The organism is Pantoea sp. JKS000250 (genome assembly GCF_003201065.1).
GTDB classification, from domain to species: Bacteria; Pseudomonadota; Gammaproteobacteria; order Enterobacterales; family Enterobacteriaceae; genus Pantoea; species Pantoea vagans.
The window spans coordinates 2,341,184-2,358,656 of sequence record NZ_QICZ01000001.1; the positions used below are offsets into that span (position 1 = coordinate 2,341,184).

12 protein-coding genes and 1 pseudogene are annotated in these 17,473 nt (G+C 55.4%); 8 read left to right on the forward strand and 5 right to left on the reverse strand.

All coding sequences use genetic code 11. The features are described 5' to 3' along the window. Positions 1-224: 224 nt before the first annotated feature. Positions 225-1,715, forward strand: coding sequence for a M16 family metallopeptidase (locus tag BY447_RS11170; protein WP_033734794.1), 1,491 nt, complete (start codon positions 225-227; stop codon positions 1,713-1,715). A gap of 2 nt (positions 1,716-1,717) precedes the next feature. On the opposite strand, the gene BY447_RS11175 is transcribed toward BY447_RS11170, so the two are convergent. Beyond that, entirely contained in the window at positions 1,718-2,590 is an 873-nt protein-coding gene (locus tag BY447_RS11175) for an alpha/beta hydrolase (protein WP_013359660.1), read from the reverse strand. Positions 2,591-3,082: 492 nt separating this feature from the next. On the opposite strand from BY447_RS11175, the pseudogene BY447_RS11180 reads away from it, so the two are divergent. After that, a pseudogene (locus BY447_RS11180) lies at positions 3,083-4,609 on the forward strand (ABC transporter transmembrane domain-containing protein). A 97-nt stretch (positions 4,610-4,706) separates the two neighbouring features. Here BY447_RS11180 and BY447_RS11185 read toward each other — a convergent pair. Next, complete coding sequence (locus tag BY447_RS11185) at positions 4,707-5,639, reverse strand: sugar kinase (RefSeq protein ID WP_110331148.1); 933 nt, start codon at positions 5,637-5,639, stop codon at positions 4,707-4,709. Between the two features lie 281 nt (positions 5,640-5,920). Here BY447_RS11185 and pdeH point away from each other — a divergent pair, with 281 nt between their 5' ends. Beyond that, a complete protein-coding gene (gene pdeH, locus BY447_RS11190) occupies positions 5,921-6,694 on the forward strand; it encodes a cyclic-guanylate-specific phosphodiesterase (RefSeq protein WP_013359664.1) in 774 nt (257 codons plus the stop codon). A 63-nt stretch (positions 6,695-6,757) separates the two neighbouring features. Beyond that, the gene (locus tag BY447_RS11195; protein WP_110331149.1) at positions 6,758-8,818 is read left to right on the forward strand and encodes an AsmA family protein; all 2,061 of its coding nucleotides are present in this window, start codon (positions 6,758-6,760) and stop codon (positions 8,816-8,818) included. On the opposite strand, the gene ppiC is transcribed toward BY447_RS11195, so the two are convergent. Further along, positions 8,819-9,100 carry a peptidylprolyl isomerase PpiC gene (gene ppiC, locus BY447_RS11200; protein ID WP_008926423.1) on the reverse strand — a complete coding sequence of 94 codons (282 nt, stop codon included), beginning with the start codon at positions 9,098-9,100 and terminating at the stop codon, positions 8,819-8,821. A gap of 75 nt (positions 9,101-9,175) precedes the next feature. Here ppiC and rep point away from each other — a divergent pair, with 75 nt between their 5' ends. Next, positions 9,176-11,197, forward strand: coding sequence for a DNA helicase Rep (rep, locus tag BY447_RS11205; protein WP_033784412.1), 2,022 nt, complete (start codon positions 9,176-9,178; stop codon positions 11,195-11,197). Positions 11,198-11,266: 69 nt separating this feature from the next. Here rep and gppA read toward each other — a convergent pair whose 3' ends face one another. Both gppA and rhlB read right to left on the reverse strand, forming a co-directional pair. Continuing rightward, complete coding sequence (gene gppA / locus BY447_RS11210; RefSeq protein ID WP_013359669.1) at positions 11,267-12,751, reverse strand: guanosine-5'-triphosphate,3'-diphosphate diphosphatase; 1,485 nt, start codon at positions 12,749-12,751, stop codon at positions 11,267-11,269. Positions 12,752-12,757: 6 nt separating this feature from the next. After that, positions 12,758-14,050, reverse strand: a complete 1,293-nt coding sequence (rhlB, locus tag BY447_RS11215; RefSeq protein WP_013359670.1) for an ATP-dependent RNA helicase RhlB — start codon at positions 14,048-14,050, stop codon at positions 12,758-12,760. A gap of 116 nt (positions 14,051-14,166) precedes the next feature. On the opposite strand from rhlB, the gene trxA reads away from it, so the two are divergent. From trxA to wecA, 3 genes are all read left to right on the forward strand, one after another. Further along, positions 14,167-14,499: a thioredoxin TrxA gene (trxA, locus tag BY447_RS11220; RefSeq protein WP_003851963.1), complete on the forward strand. Its 333-nt coding sequence runs from the start codon at positions 14,167-14,169 to the stop codon at positions 14,497-14,499. Between the two features lie 352 nt (positions 14,500-14,851). Then, positions 14,852-16,111: a transcription termination factor Rho gene (gene rho / locus BY447_RS11225; RefSeq protein ID WP_003851960.1), complete on the forward strand. Its 1,260-nt coding sequence runs from the start codon at positions 14,852-14,854 to the stop codon at positions 16,109-16,111. 280 nt (positions 16,112-16,391) lie between these two features. Continuing rightward, positions 16,392-17,471, forward strand: coding sequence for a UDP-N-acetylglucosamine--undecaprenyl-phosphate N-acetylglucosaminephosphotransferase (gene wecA / locus BY447_RS11230; protein WP_033784413.1), 1,080 nt, complete (start codon positions 16,392-16,394; stop codon positions 17,469-17,471). The last annotated feature ends 2 nt before the right edge of the window (positions 17,472-17,473 follow it).

Sequence of the window (17,473 nt, forward strand, 5' to 3'; positions counted from 1 at the left end):
CCACAAATGCCCGCTGTCGCTTGCCCTGACAGCGGGCATTTGCATAATGAACCCCACTTGTTTTTTTTGACGTTTTTCACTTCGTTGCGCGACATCCTGAGCTTCCTGTGGTCAAACACTCTGTTGTTGGATAACAGCGCGATTCGGCGCCAGCCGATTCGTTAATAACAGCGGCAATATGCGCCAGTGATAACGATATTTGAATTATTTGAGTAGGGGTTCACATGCAGGGCACCAGAATTCGGCTTTTGGTTGGTGGATTAGTGCTGGCAGGCAGCTTTGGTCTCCAGGCAGAAACGCTGCAACCGGATCCGGCCTGGCAGGAAGGCAAGCTGGATAATGGATTTAACTGGCAGTTACTGGCCACACCGCAGCGCCCCAGTGACCGCATTGAACTGCGGCTGGTGGTGAACACCGGTTCGCTGGTGGAAAGTGCGCAACAGACCGGCTTCAGCCATCTGCTGTCGCGTCTGGCGATGGTGCATAACACGGCGCTCGATACGCAGCAGCAGCGCGCGCTATGGCAACAGGCGATGGATCCTCAGCATCCGCTGCCGCCCGTCATCGCCTCCTATGATTCCACCCAATATAATCTGAGTCTGCCGAATAACCGCCCCGAGCTGCTGAAAGAAGCGCTGAACTGGCTGGCAGCCACGGCAGGCAATATGGCGATCACTGAAGAGGTGGTTAACACCGCGCTGGCCGCTTCCGATCCGGTGGCGACCTGGCCGAAAGATCCGCAGGATGTCTGGTGGCGCTACCGCCTGAAAGGCTCCGCGCTGCTGGCGCACGATCCCGCTGCACAGCCCCGTGCGCCGGTTGATTTAACCCAGCTCAGCGATTTTTATCATCAGTGGTACACCCCGGACGCGATGACGCTCTACGTGGTAGGCAACGTCGACAGCCGTAACCTCTCTGAACAGATCAACAAAACCTTCTCGGCGTTAACCGGCAAACGCGAAACCCCTGCGCCACTGCCCACCCTGTCGCCGCTGCCGCACGAGCCGGTGAATCTGGTCAGCAGCAACATGACCCAGGATCGCCTCTCACTGGTGTGGGATACGCCGTGGCAGCCGATCCGTGACTCTCAGAATCTGCAGCGTTACTGGCAGGGCGATCTGGCCCGTGAAGCGCTGTTCTGGCATGTGCAGCGTGCACTCAGCGACAGCAAGGCACAGGGCATCCAGGTCGGGTTTGACTGCCGTGTGCTTTACCAGCGTGCGCAGTGTTCCATCAACCTGGATGGGCGCAATGAAAATCTGGCGCAGAATATGAATCTGGTGGCCCGTGAGCTGGCAAACGTGCGTGATAAAGGTTTACCGCAGGAGGAGTTTGATGCGCTGATGGCGCAGAAGCTGCTGGAGCTGAACAAGCTGTTTACCACGTATGCCCGCACCGACACCGATGTGCTGATGAGTCAGCGCCTGCGCTCGCAGCAGAACGCCGTGGTTGATATCGCGCCTGAGCAGTATCAGAAGCTGCGTCAGACTTTCCTGGCCGGCCTGACCCGTGAACAGCTGAACCAGGAGCTGCGCCAGCAGCTGACGCAGGAGCTGATGATGGTTCTGATTCAGCCGGAAGGCGAAGCAGAAACCAACGTGAAGAGCCTGCAAAACAGCTGGGACAAAGTGATGTCACCATCAGCGGCACCGGCGACCAGCAATGAAGCCAGTCCGCCGGATAGCAACGTCAAAGACGTTCCGCCCGCCGCGTAACGTCAGGTTTTTGCCCTGAGCCACTCGGTCACTAACATCGGCCAGCTGGCGAGGGGCAAATCTGCCACGCCACGGATACCAAATCCGTGCCCGCCTTTCTGATAGAAATGCACTTCTGCCGGGACCTTATGCTCACGCAGCGCGCCGAAAAACGCCATGCTGTGATTCACGGAGACATCATCATCGTCGGCGGCGTGGATTAACAGCGTCGGCGGCACCAGCGGATGAACACGGGTTTCCATTGAGTAGGCTTCAATCGTTTTCTGATCCGGCCACGCACCCAGCAGGCGGGTTCTGGCACCTTCGTGGGCGATGCCGTCACGCATGCTGATCAGGGGATAGACCAGCACCATCGCATCCGGACGCGGCGAGAAGTTTTCAGCGCCATCCTGCACCGGATAGAGTTTCTCTGCGAAACGCGTGCCCAGACTGGCCGCTACGTGGCCACCTGCCGAAAAGCCCATCATCACAATGTATTTACCGTTCAGGCCGCGCTGTGCCCGATCGCGCAGGACGCGAACCGCGCGCTGTGCATCGGCCAGCGGCGCATCGGGGCCTTCGTGATGTCCGTCGTAGGGCAGGCGATAGGTCATGACCGCCAGGGTATAGCCCATGGAGGTAAAGAAGGTCGCCAGCGCGCTGCCTTCACGATCGATCATTACACGCTGATAGCCACCGCCCGGTGCAACCAGCAGGGTAATGCCGTTGGATTCGACCGGATGCCAGATCGCCATCTCCGGGCAACGCACGCCGGTCGCGGCGCGATCGTAAGGCTCATACTCTTTTGCCATATCGACAATCTGCGGTTCGGCGCGGGAGTCGCTGGCGCCTGGCGCATCACCGTGTGGCCAGATATTAATAATTTCTGTGTGCATAAATAGATCCTGATGCGGGGAATATTTTAATTGTTTTGTTCGCGGCCGGAGAGAACAGCGTCCTGCTGTCTTTTGATTAAAAGATGGTCTTTTTTCAGGCGGTCGTCCATCCCAAAAGGGCGAATCTGACCAGATTCGGACTATGCCTGGAGTGAGAACTGTCTGCGTAAATGATTAATTTTAATCAATAAATTATAAGAGGGATTAACGGGGATTGCCGCAGGGTGTCTGTTATTAATCACTAATTTTCAGCTTAAGGTAAATGGCTGGCACGGGCCGCTTTGTTAGCCGCAATTTACCAGATATCGCGCTGTTTGCTGTTAAGACGACATAATGCTTTTAATGACAGAGTGATCTCCGCCTCGATGCTGAGATTAATGTGCCAGTCTCATTTGGGAATGGTCAGCATCATTTACCACGAGGCAGTTTCCTGTTGGTTGATGCGGTTTAACATAACATCATCCGTCTGTTCACAACGGTAAGATGCATGCCATGTTTGATACCGATCTCTCCACCAGACAAACCTTTGGTCGCCTGTGGCCGACATCAGGCTGGGACTGCTGGTTGCGGGTGTTGCCCTGATCGTCAATGCTGCTATAGACCCGTTTATGCTGACGTTACTGAAGACGCTGCTGGACGATGTGATTGGCAAAAATAACCACGGCATTCTGGCCTGGATGCCGCTGGTGATTATCGGGCTGATCCTGATCGGCGGTGTCAGCGGTTATATCTCCAGTTACTGCATCTCCTGGGTGTCAGGCAAAGTGGTCATGACCCTGCGGCGTCGGCTGTTCAGTCACATGATGGGCATGCCGGTGTCGTTCTTTGATCAGCAATCCACCGGCACGCTGCTCTCCCGTATCAGCTACGACTGCGAACAGGTCGCGTCTTCCTCGTCCGGGTCGCTGGTCACGGTAGTACGTGAAGGGGCCTCGATTCCTGGCCTGTTTATCATGATGTTCTACTACAGCTGGCAGCTTTCACTGATCCTGCTGGTGCTGGCTCCCATTGTGTCGCTGGCGATCCGCATCGTCTCCCGGCGCTTCCGCCGCATCAGCAAAAATATGCAGAACACCATGGGGCAGGTGACCTCTCATGCAGAGCAGATGCTGAAAGGCCATAAAGAGGTGCTGATGTTCGGCGGTCAGCAGGTTGAGACCGACCGCTTCGGCCAGGTCAGCAACAAAATGCGTCACCAGGGAATGAAAATGGTCTCGGCGACCTCGCTCTCCGATCCGATTATTCAGCTGCTCGCCTCCTCGGCACTCGCCTTTGTGCTCTATGGAGTTTCGCGATGTCACCTTTACCTATCCGGGATCGGAAACGCCTGCGCTGCAGCATATCAATCTGACGATTCCCGCCGGTAAAACCGTGGCGCTGGTTGGCCGTTCCGGTTCGGGTAAATCGACTCTCGCCAGCCTGCTGACGCGCTTTTACGACATCGACAGCGGCGAAATTTTGCTGGATGGGCATGATCTGCGTGATTATTCACTGGCCTCGCTGCGCGAGCAGATGGCGCTGGTTTCTCAGCATGTTCACCTGTTCAACGACACGGTCGCCAACAACATTGCCTATGCCCGCACCGATGTCTTCAGCCGCGAGGAAATTGAAAAGGCGGCAGAGATGGCTCATGCCATGGAATTCATTAATAAAATGGATAACGGACTGGATACGGTGATTGGGGAAAATGGGGTGCTGCTGTCGGGTGGACAGCGCCAGCGCATCGCGATTGCCCGCGCCCTGTTGCGCGACAGCCCGATTCTGATCCTCGACGAAGCGACCTCGGCCCTGGACACCGAGTCTGAACGCGCGATTCAGTCTGCGCTGGAAACACTACAGCAGAACCGGACCACGCTGATCATCGCTCACCGGCTCTCAACCATTGAAAAAGCAGACGCAATTCTTCTGATTGAAGAGGGGAGAACCGTGGAGCGCGGCTCGCATCAGCAGCTGCTGCAACAGAACGGCGCGTATGCGCGGCTCTATCAGATGCAGTTCAGTCAGCCGCTTTGTGCGTAAGAGGCATGAATGCCCAAAGCTAAAAAATGCGCCCAGGGGCTCATTTTTTGTCATCTACATTCGCAGATCGATCTTTACGACGCTAACTGCTTCAGTATCAGTCAGGCATTGCCGCTGCCGGAATAATCGCGCCGCGATGCTGAATCACGGTGCTGGCGGTCAGGTGTCCGCGCTGCGCGGCAGCCTCTGCAGACGCGCCAGTCAGACGGCGCGCCAGATATCCGGCACTGAATGAATCGCCAGCGGCTGTCGTATCGATCACTTCCTCTTTCGCCAGATGTACCGCAGGCACCTCGATCAGCGGCGCATCGCCGATAGCGACCAGACAGGAGTCTGCACCCCGCTTAATGACGATTTCGCTGGCACCGGCCTGACGGGTACGCGCAATAACGTCATCGAGTGGCTGCTCGCCCCACAGCAGATGTTCATCATCCAGCGTCAGGAAAGCGATATCGGTACAGTTCAGCATGGCGCGATACGCAGCCTGCGCGCTGGCGCGATCGGCCCATAAACGCGGGCGGTAGTTGTTATCAAAAATCACCCTGCCGCCATTCGCCCGGCAGCGGGCCAGCAATGCCATCAGCTTCTCACGGCTTGCCGGCGGCAGAATCGCCAGACTGATGCCGCTAAGGTAGAGATAATCGTAGTGCGACAGCTGTTCGGCTATCTCTGCGGATTGCGGGCTGTCGAGCCAGTAACGCGCGGCAGCATCACTGCGCCAGTACCAGAAGGTACGCTCGCCATCGGCATCGGTTTCAATCACATACAGGCCCGGCATCTTATTATCGAGGCGCTGAATCAGGTCCGTATTCACCTTTTCCTGCTGCCAGGCGGCGATCATCTGATCGCTGAACGAATCCGTGCCCAGCGCGGTAACATAATCGACCCGTAACTGCTGCTCATCAACCTGGCGGGCAAGATAAACGGCCGTGTTAAGGGTATCGCCGCCAAAGCCCCGCTTAATGTTCTCACCCTTTTCGGACAGCTCAATCATGCATTCGCCGATGATGGCGATTTTCTTCTGCGTCATGGTTTAAGACCTGTAGTGAAATATCGCCTTAGTCTCGCGTCTGGTATGGCAGACGTCAATGGTTTTAAAACGGTGTTTTAATTTAACTTAAGGCGCTAAAAGGCCCCGATCCGGGCGATAAGAGCGGCTAATTTCGGCCTGTTTTACCGATTATGCTAACGAATCGGCTGGTAAACTTCCCGTTTTCATACGGCCGCTCCATTCATCTCATTATCACAGGCATTTACGATAATCACTTCAGTCTCCCGTTTTGGAGACGTGTTACCAACCAGGAAAATAGCATGGTGATGGAGAATATTAGCCAATGGCTGCCGTCTTCAACCGACCTTAATCTCCACACGGAAACGCCGCTCTTCTGGCAACAATGTCATCGACGCTATCGGTTTCAGCCGATCTATCGGGTAACCGGTCGGTTACTCGCCATTGAACTGCTGACCGCCGTTTATCATCCCATGGCGCCGGAACGGAATCTCTCGCCTGAAGCCTGGTTTGCCGGACTCGACATCGCTCAGCGCCTGAACGTCGTGTATGAGCAGCTTGAACTTCTCGCCGAATGGACTGCATTTTTTGAACGCAATGATGTGGTCGCCTCGGTCAACATAGACGGCCCCTCACTGCTCGCCATTCAGCATCGACCTGCTATTCGCCAGCTTATCGCCCGGTTGCCCTGGATACGCTTTGAACTCACCGAGCATCAGGTGCTGCCGCAGGAGGAGAAAGTAGCGAAAATTCCTGAGCTGGGGGCGCTGTGGCTGGATGATTTCGGTTCGGGTATGGCCAATTTCTCGGCGCTGACCCAACTCAACTATGATTACATCAAGCTCTCGCGCGACCTGTTTGTTTTGCTGGGCACCACCGATGAAGGACGCAGCCTGTTTTCGATGCTGCTGGCGCTGATCAATCGCTATTGCAACGGCGTCATTGTTGAAGGCGTTGAGACGGAAGCACAGTGGCAGCAGGTTAAAGTGTCCCCCGCTATCGCGGCCCAGGGCTACTACTTTTCGCGGCCTGTCCCATTTTCTGAACTGAATCATCTCACTATCCAGCTTCCCTGATGCCGTTGCTCGCCGTCTCGACTATCTTTAACGCAGACCGTGAATGTGCAAGGAGAAAGCGTAATGTCGCGTACCGGGAAAATAGTCAGCTGGGTAGCAGGAATTCTGGTGTTATTAATCGTGGTGATCATCGTCGTCATCGCCACCTTTGACTGGAATCGCCTGAAGCCCACCATCAATCAGAAAGTCTCTGCCGAATTAAACCGTCCCTTTGCGATACGGGGAGATTTGGGTATCGACTGGGCAAGAAATCGCGACGAGGCAGGCTGGCGGCGCTGGGTTCCGTGGCCGCAGGTGCACGCGGAAGATATCATGCTGGGCAATCCGCCAGACATTCCTGACGTCACCATGGTGCATCTGCAACGTGTGGATGCCACGCTGTCACCGCTGTCGCTGCTGCATAAAGAACTGTTCATCCCGTGGATTAAGCTGCAGCGGCCTGATGCCCGGCTGATCCAGACCGCAGATAAAAAGAACAACTGGACTTTTACCCTCGCCAATAGTGACAAAGACGAGAAGAGTGCCGCGCCGTCTGCGTGGTCCTTCCGTCTGGATAATATTCTGTTTGATCAGGGACAAATCCGTTATCGCGATGCCGTTAACCGTGCAGATGTCACGGTGCAGGTTAATCCGCTGGGTAAACCAGTGCCTTACGCGCAGATTGCCGGCGGCAACGATCAGCACAAGGGCGCGGGCGATTTTGTCTTTGGCTGGAAAGCCAGTGGCACCTATAACAACGAGAATCTCAGTGGCGACGGCAAAATCGGCGGCATGCTGTCGCTGCGCAGCCAGAACACTCCGTTCCCGATTCAGGCCGATGTGCGCAACGGCTCCACGCGCGTGCAGGTGACGGGCGGGTTGCAGGATCCGATGAACCTCGGCGGGCTTAACGTGCGGCTGCGCTTCGCAGGCGATACGCTGGCGAATCTCTATGGCCTGACCGGTGTCCTGTTGCCTGACACACCCCCTTATGAAACTGATGGCCATCTGATTGCGAAATTCAATGGCGAAAAAGGTGCGGTCTACCGCTATGAGAAATTCAACGGACACATTGGCGACAGCGATATTCATGGCTCGCTGATTTACACGCAGGGCAAACCCCGTCCGACGCTGACCGGCGAACTGACCTCGGAGCAGCTGCGTATGGCCGATCTGGGGCCGCTGATTGGCGTGGACTCCGGCAAAGGCAGTGAAAAAACCGCGCAGGCCAAAGCCCGTCGTGGTGAGAAATCGAATCAGCCTGCCGACCGCGTGCTGCCGCACGATAAATTTGAGACTAAAAACTGGGACGTGATGGATGCCGATGTGAAGTTCAGCGGCAAACGAATCGAACACAGTAATTCCCTGCCGTTAAGCGATCTCTATACCCACTTACAGCTGAAAAGCGGCGATCTGCTGCTGGATCCGCTGCGCTTTGGTGTGGCAGGCGGCAGTCTCAACAGTACCATCCGGCTGGAGGGCGATCGATCGCCGATGCGTGGCCGGGTTGACCTTCATGTCCGTAAGCTGCAGCTGCGTCAGCTCTTCCCGACGGTGGACGCAATGAAGAACAGCCGTGGTCAGCTCAATGGCGATGCCAGCTTTACCGGCACCGGTAACTCAGTGGCCGATCTGCTGGCGACCAGCAACGGTCAGCTTAAGCTGCTGATGAATGATGGACTGATCAGCCGCAGCCTGATGGAGATTGCCGGACTCAACGTCGGTAACTACGTGGTGGGCAAGCTGTTTGGCGATGACCAGGTGCGTATCAACTGTGCTGCGACCGATCTCAGACTGCAGAACGGTGTGGCGACGCCTAACCTGTTTGTGTTTGATACCGAGAACGCGATTATCAATGTGTCAGGTAATGCGAACTTCGCCAGTGAGCGGCTGGATCTGTCGGTGAATCCGGAGAGCAAGGGCATCCGCATCGTGACGCTGCGCTCCCCGCTCTACGTGCGCGGCACCTTTAAAAATCCGGATGCAGGCGTGAAAGCGGGGCCACTGCTGGCCCGCGGTGCCGCTGCCGTGGCTCTGGGTGCGGTCGTCGGTCCGGCAGCGGCCCTGCTGGCCATGATCTCGCCAAGTGATAACGAAGACAATCAGTGCAGCACCGTCCTGCAGCAGATGAAACAGAAGAAGTAACTAGTTGCGGTAGAGCACTTTGATAATGTGATAACCAAAGCCGGTCTTTACCGGCCCGTAAGGCGTCAGCAGCGGGCAGGTAAAGACCGCTTTATCAAAGGCCGGCACCATCTGTCCCTGCCGGAACTCGCCCAGATCGCCCCCCTTACGGCCGGAAGGACAGGTTGAGTGCTTCTTTGCCAGCTCCTGAAAATTGCCGCCTTTCGCCAGTTTCGCCAGAATCTCTTTTGCCAGCGCTTCCTCTTTGACCAGGATGTGTAAAGCCGCCGCGGTTTTCGCCATGTTGGTATCTCGGTTGTGTATAATTGCCGCCCAGTATAAACCCCTTTCTTTTGATTCAATCAGGCGATTTCTTTTATGCGTTTAAACCCCAGCCAACAACGTGCCGTCGAATTTGTTACCGGTCCCTGTCTGGTGCTGGCGGGCGCGGGATCGGGTAAAACCCGCGTGATTACCAACAAAATCGCCCATCTGATTCGTGAATGTGGCTATCAGGCGCGCCACATCGCCGCGGTAACGTTTACCAATAAAGCTTCGCGCGAAATGAAAGAGCGTGTGGCGCAGACGCTGGGCCGCAAAGAGGCGCGCGGCCTGCTGATCTCAACCTTCCATACGCTGGGACTGGAGATCATCAAACGCGAAACGGCGGCGCTGGGCATGAAGTCGAACTTCTCGCTGTTCGACGATCAGGATCAGCTTGCCCTGCTGAAAGAACTGACCAAAGAGTGGCTGGAAGAGGATAAGACGCTGTTGCAGCAGCTTATCTCCACCATCTCGAACTGGAAAAACGATCTGATCGATCCGCAGGGCGCTGCTGCGCAGGCGAAATCACAGCAGGATAATATCTTTGCCCACTGCTATGCCCTCTATAGTCAGCATCTCAAGGCGTGCAACGTGCTGGACTTTGATGACCTGATCCTGCTGCCGACGCTGCTGCTGCAGCGTAATCAGGAAGTGCGTGAGCGCTGGCAGCAGCGTATCCGCTATCTGCTGGTGGATGAGTATCAGGACACCAACACCAGCCAGTATGAGCTGGTTAAGCTGCTGGTTGGCACACGCGCGCGCTTCACGGTCGTCGGCGACGATGACCAGTCGATTTACTCCTGGCGCGGCGCACGGCCGCAGAATCTGGTGCTGCTGAATCAGGATTTCCCGGCGCTGGAGGTGGTGAAGCTGGAGCAGAACTACCGCTCTTCGCAGCGCATCCTGAAGGCGGCCAATATCCTGATTGCCAATAATCCGCACGTCTTTGAGAAGCGGCTCTTTTCGGAGCTGGGGCAGGGCAGCGAGCTGAAAGTGCTGACCGCCAACAGCGAAGAGCATGAGGCGGAGCGGGTCACCGGCGAACTGATCGCGCATCACTTTATTAACCGCACGCAGTACAAAGATTACGCGATTCTGTATCGCGGCAACCATCAGTCACGGACCTTTGAAAAGTTTCTGATGCAGAACCGCATCCCCTATCGCATCTCTGGCGGCACCTCCTTCTTCTCCCGGCCGGAGATTAAAGATCTGCTCGCCTATCTGCGTGTGCTGACCAATCCTGAGGATGACAGCGCGTTTCTGCGCATCGTTAATACGCCGCGCCGCGAGATTGGCCCGGCCACGCTGCAGAAGCTCGGTGAATGGGCCAACCTGCGCAGCAAGAGTCTGTTTAACGCCAGTTTTGATGTCGGTCTGGGGCAGACGCTGAGCGGCCGTGGTCTGGAGCATCTGCAGCGCTTCACCCACTGGCTGAATGAGATTATCCAGCTGAGCGAACGAGAGCCGGTGAATGCCGTCCGCGATTTGATTCGCGGCATCGACTACGAAAGCTGGCTGTTCGAAACCTCGGGCAGCCCGAAAGCCGCCGAGATGCGGATGAAAAACGTCAACACGCTGTTTCAGTGGATGACTGAAATGCTGGAAGGCAGCGATATTGATGAGCCGATGACGCTGGCGCAGGTGGTGACGCGCTTTACCCTGCGCGACATGATGGAGCGCGGTGAAAGCGATGAAGAGCTGGATCAGGTGCAACTGATGACGCTGCACGCCTCTAAAGGTCTGGAGTTCCCCTATGTGTTCCTGGTGGGCATGGAAGAGGGACTGCTGCCGCATCAGAGCAGCATCGATGAGAACAACATCGAAGAGGAGCGTCGCCTGGCTTACGTGGGGATCACGCGGGCGCAGAAAGAACTGACTTTTACCCTGTGTCGCGAACGCCGGCAGTATGGCGAGTTAATCCGGCCAGAACCGAGTCGTTTCCTGCTGGAGCTGCCGCAGGACGATCTGCAATGGGAGACCGAGCGCAAAGTGGTCAGTGCGGAAGAGCGGATGAAAACCGGGCAGAGTCGGGTCGCCGGATTGAGAGCGATGCTGGATAAGGCGAAGAAGAGTTAAACCTCGCAGGAGGCGAAGAAGAGTTAAACCTCGCAGGAGGCGAAGAAAATTCGCCTCACGTGGGTGCTATTACGACAGGGTTAACAACCAGTGGACGTAAGACTGATAGTGGCTTTCCTGCTCCAGCAGTTCGCTGCGCAGCGGATGCGCCTCCAGCCAGCCTGCGGGCAGGGTCAGATGCAGGGCATCATCGTCTGCCAGTAGCCGCACTGCAGGCAGGGTGTCATCGCGACGGCGGGTGGAGAAAATAATCGCCAGCCGCAGCAGACGGCACATCCGTTCCGCCAGACGCGGCGGCAGCGCGTTTTGCTGAGTCAGCAATGCCAGATCGATGCTGCCGCTCTGATTTTGCAGTAAACAGGCCAGCAGCTTCTTCTGCGCCGGTGTGAAGCCAGGCAGATCGAGGTGACGCACCAGATACGCCGCGTGCTGTGGCGCATGACGGAAGTCGACGCTCAGGCCAATTTCGTGGATCGCGCAGGCGCTGAGCAGCAGCTCACGACAGCGCTGATCCAGCTTCCACGGCGTGGAAACCTGACGGAAAAAACTCTCAGCCAGCTGACGCACGCGGTCTGCCTGTTCGACATCAATGCTGAAACGGCGCTGGACGTTGTGCAGCGTACGGGTACGGATATCGCGGTCAATCGGCAGATGAAGCATGCCGTAAACCAGTCCTTCCCGCAGTGCACCACCAGCCAGCGTCATGCTATCAATGCTGAGCGTCTGGAAGATAGCGATCAGGATCGACAGGCCGCTGGGGAACACCAGTGCCCGTTCCAGCGTCAGTCCTTCAATTTCCAGCTCTTCCAGTTTGCCGCACTGAATGGCGCGCTGCTTCAGCTGCTGCAGTTTATTCAGCGTGATGCGCTCATCCATACCCTGCGCCACCATGATCTCCTGCAGCGCCTGAACCGTGCCGGATGCACCGACACAGGCCTGCCAGCCCTGCGCACGCAGCTGCGCGGCAATCGGCTGGATCATCTCACGGGCCGCCTGCTCAGCCTGGTCGAAGTTCTCTTTTGCCAGATGACGATCGCTGAAGAAGCGCTCCAGCCACGTCACACAGCCCATCGACAGGCTGAACAAGACGGATGCGTGTGAGCCGTCGCCGGTAGCCAGTTCGGTACTGCCGCCGCCGATATCGACCACTAAGCGCTTGTCGGAACCGCCGGTAGTGTGGGCCACGCCCTGATAAATCAGGCGCGCCTCTTCTTCACCGCTGATGACGTTAATGGTACAGCCGAGAATCTGCTGGGCGGTGTCGAGGAAGGTCTGCGCATTGGCAGCCAGACGCAGCGTGGCGGTCGCCACCACGCGAATCTGATCGGGGGGAATATCCTGCAGTTGTTCAGAGAAGAGTCTGAGGCATTGCCAGCCACGCGACATCGCGTCGGCTGACAACAGGTTATTTTTATCCAGACCGGCAGCAAGGCGAACCTTGCGCTTAATTTTTGCGACGGTCTGAATACTGCCAGAAACTTCGCGCACCACCAACATATGAAAGCTGTTAGACCCTAAATCGATCGCTGCATAAAGTGACGACGCGCTGAGCATGGTGGCCTAACCTGAACGTTTGCGGTTGTTGTTGCGTGGAGCTCCGCGACGATTGGCGTTATTCCCTCCGCGACGCTGGCCATTGCCGGTACGGCTGCGTTGCAGACGTTTAGGCGGCGGTAAATCGGTTAACAACGCCTCGCTGCTGTACTTGCTGACCGGAATGCTGTGGCCAATGTACTCTTCAATTGAAGGCAGGTTCAGCGCGTACTCTTCACAGGCCAGGCTGATCGAGTGTCCGCTGGCGCCGGCACGACCGGTACGGCCAATACGGTGAACGTAATCTTCACAGTCATCTGGCAGATCGTAGTTAAAGACGTGCGTCACAGCCGGAATGTGCAGGCCGCGAGCGGCTACATCGGTGGCGACCAGAATATCCACATCACCTTTGGTGAAATCATCCAGAATGCGCAGGCGCTTTTTCTGCGCCACGTCGCCGGTCAGCAGACCAACGCGGTGTCCATCGGCAGCCAGATGGCCCCAGATATCTTCACAGCGGTGCTTGGTGTTGGCGAATACAATGGCGCGATCGGGCCACTCTTCTTCCAGCAGGGTCTGCAGCAGGCGCATTTTCTCTTCGTTAGATGGATAGAAAAGCTCTTCCTGAATGCGATGGCCGGTTTTTTGTTCCGGTTCCACTTCGACATATTCAGCGCTGTTCATGTGCTCAAACGCCAGTTCGCGGACGCGGTAAGAGAGCGTCGCCGAGAACAGCATGCTCAGACGCTGCGTAGCAGGCGGCATGCGACGGAACAGCCAGCGGATATCTTTAATAAAGCCGAGATCGAACATGCGATCGGCTTCGTCCAGCACCATGACCTGAATGGCACCGAGATTGACATGATTCTGCTTCGCGTAATCGATCAGGCGGCCGGTGGTTGCCACCAGAATATCAACGCCCTGTTCCAGCACTTTCAGCTGTTTATCATAACCGTCTCCGCCATAGGCGAGACCCAGTTTCAGGCCGGTTGAGGCGGTAAGGGGTTCGGCATCCGCATGAATCTGCACAGCAAGTTCACGCGTCGGCGCAAGAATTAAAGCCCGTGGCTGGTTAACCTGACGACCTTCCGCCGCAGGATGAGAGAGAAGATGATGAAACGTTGACGTCAGAAACGCCATCGTTTTGCCGGTACCGGTTTGCGCCTGGCCTGCAACATCACGCCCTGAAAGCGTAAAAGGCAGAGCTAACGCCTGAATCGGCGTGCAGTATTGAAAGCCTTTACTATCAAGGGCTTCCACCACTTTTGGGTGCAGGGCGAAGTCGGAAAACTTCTGTTCAGTTAAGTGTGTTTTGCTCATAGTGTGGTAGAATATCAGCTTACTATCGCTTTACGAAAGCGTATCCGATGAAATAAAGTCAACCAACATTGGTATATATTACGCCAATTCGCCAGGCATAATCTTTGGAGTAAAACATGAGCAGCGATAAAATCGTTCATCTGACTGATGACAGTTTCGACACCGACGTGCTGAAAGCCGACGGCGTTACACTGGTAGATTTCTGGGCTGAATGGTGTGGTCCTTGCAAAATGATCGCGCCCATCCTTGATGAAGTTGCAGAAGAGTATGATGGCAAGCTGACCATCGCTAAGCTGAATATTGATGATAACCCAGGCACGGCACCGAAATACGGCATTCGTGGTATCCCGACGCTGCTGCTGTTTAAAAATGGCGAAGTCGCCGCGACCAAAGTGGGCGCGCTGTCTAAAGGCCAGCTGAAAGAGTTCCTGAACGCCAACCTGGCGTAATTCAGGGCTGAACGTCTGGCAGTGGTGAATTTATCTCCTGCTGCTGGACGTTCGCTTTCGGGCGTGCTAAGTTACCAATACTGCATTACGAACTTACCTTGTAGTTTGCATCTAAAAGTTTTCCCTTGTTGAACCCTGTCGCCCTGTACCTTATAAAGATAGAACGGTTCAGCAATCTTACGGTTAGCTCCAACTCTGGCATCACATTCGGACATCTGCCTGCATACCGATCGCCATTTCATACGATGATCGTCGGGAAGAGCCGAAAAGAGCCATTAACGGCATGGATTAATTGCCATACCACTCACGACAAACATTCCGAGTATTACCCCGAGTTTAAGAACCCATCACTATGAATCTTACCGAATTAAAGAATACGCCGGTTGCTGAGCTGATTACTCTCGGCGAAAATATGGGGCTGGAAAATCAGGCTCGCATGCGCAAGCAGGACATTATCTTTTCCATCCTGAAGCAGCACGCGAAAAGCGGCGAAGACATCTTTGGTGATGGCGTGCTGGAGATTCTTCAGGATGGATTTGGATTTCTCCGTTCCGGAGACAGCTCCTACCTCGCCGGCCCTGATGATATCTACGTTTCCCCCAGCCAAATCCGCCGCTTTAACCTCCGCACTGGTGACACCATCTCTGGCAAAATCCGTCCACCAAAAGAAGGTGAACGTTATTTTGCGCTGCTGAAAGTTAACGAAGTTAACTACGACAAGCCGGAAAACGCGCGTAATAAGATTCTGTTCGAAAACCTCACGCCGCTGCACGCAAATAAACGTCTGCGTATGGAACGGGGTAATGGCTCAACGGAAGATTTAACCGCTCGCGTACTCGATCTGGCATCACCGATCGGTCGTGGCCAGCGTGGTCTGATCGTGGCACCGCCGAAAGCCGGTAAAACCATGCTGCTGCAGAACATCGCGCAGAGTCTGGCGTACAACTACCCGGATTGCGTGCTGATGGTGCTGCTGATTGACGAGCGTCCGGAAGAAGTGACCGAGATGCAGCGTCTGGTGAAAGGCGAAGTTATCGCCTCAACCTTCGATGAGCCTGCTTCGCGCCACGTTCAGGTTGCTGAAATGGTGATCGAGAAGGCCAAGCGTCTGGTTGAGCATAAAAAAGATGTCATCATCCTGCTCGACTCCATCACACGTCTGGCGCGTGCCTACAACACCGTGGTGCCTGCTTCAGGTAAAGTCCTGACCGGTGGTGTGGATGCCAACGCCTTGCATCGTCCAAAGCGTTTCTTTGGTGCTGCACGTAACGTGGAAGAGGGCGGAAGCCTGACCATCATCGCGACCGCGCTGGTCGATACCGGTTCGAAGATGGACGAAGTGATTTACGAAGAGTTTAAAGGTACCGGTAACATGGAACTGCATCTCGCCCGTAAAATTGCTGAAAAACGCGTCTTCCCGGCGATTGATTACAACCGTTCTGGTACGCGTAAAGAAGAGCTGCTCACCTCTCAGGAAGAGCTGCAGAAGATGTGGATCCTGCGTAAGATTATTCACCCAATGGGCGAAATCGACGCAATGGAATTCCTCATCAACAAGCTGGCGATGACCAAAACCAATGATGAATTCTTCGATATGATGAAGCGTTCATAATCCGATACTGCCAGGCCGGACCACAGATTCGGCTTTTTTAGTTCAAATGCGCAGAAAATCGACCTTACGCCACGTCTCAACGTGGCGTTTTTCATTTGTGAGCTATAGGATTGAACACTGGCAGGAGCATTTATAATGACTGTGGTAGTGATGGCGAATTTATGACCGTTCGTCTGTCTCTTTATGCAGAATTCGGAATCCGACACAGCACCAGGTGCGCTTTTTCGCGTATTGTGGTGCGGGATGTTAGCTGAGAGCGTTTAACGTGAATTTACTCACTATGAGTACTGAGCTTGGTTTAATTTTTCTCTTTTCCCTGGCTTTCCTCTTTTTTGCTCGAAAAGCAGCTAAAAAAATTGGTTTAGTTGACAAGCCTAACTCACGTAAACGTCATCATGGCGCGATTCCGTTGGTGGGCGGCATTTCCGTGTTCGCAGGTATCTGCTTTACGTTTGCCATCACCAACTACTATCTGCCACACGCACTGCTCTATCTGGGCTGCGCCGGAGTTCTGGTGCTGGTTGGCGCACTGGATGACCGATTCGATATCAGCGTCAAAATTCGCGCAGTCGTACAGGCCATCGTCGCGCTGGTGATGATGTTTGGCGCAAAGCTCTATCTGCTCAGCCTGGGCTTTATCGTCGGTCCTTTCGAGCTTATCGTGGGACCCTTCGGCTATGTGCTGACGCTGTTTGCCGTCTGGGCTGCGATCAACGCCTTTAATATGGTAGACGGGATCGATGGTCTGCTGGGCGGACTCTCCTCGGTCACCTTTGCCGCGATGGGCATCATCCTCTACTTCGACGGCCAGACCAGCCTTGCGATGTGGTGCTTTGCGATGATTGCTGCCACGCTGCCCTATATTCTGCTTAACCTCGGCTTCCTGGGGCGTCGCTTCAAAGTCTTTATGGGCGATGCCGGCAGCACCATGATCGGCTTCACCATTATCTGGATTCTGCTGGAAACGACGCAGGGCCTGAGCCATCCCATTACACCCGTTACCGCACTCTGGCTGATCGCCATTCCGCTGATGGATATGGTGGCGATTATGTATCGTCGTCTGCGCAAAGGCATGAGCCCGTTCTCGGCCGATCGTCAGCACATCCACCATCTGATTATGCGTGCCGGTTTTACCTCGCGTCAGGCCTTTGTCCTGATTACCGTTGCGGCGGCCATCCTCGCTGGTATCGGTGTACTGGGTGAATATCTGGCGTTCATTCCGGAGTGGGTGATGCTGCTGCTGTTCCTGGGCGCTTTTATGGTTTATGGCTACTGCCTGAAGCATGCGTGGCGCGTGGCGCGACGCGTCCGGCGTATCAAGCGTCGTCTGAGCCATCATCGCGAAGCAAAAAATAAATGAAC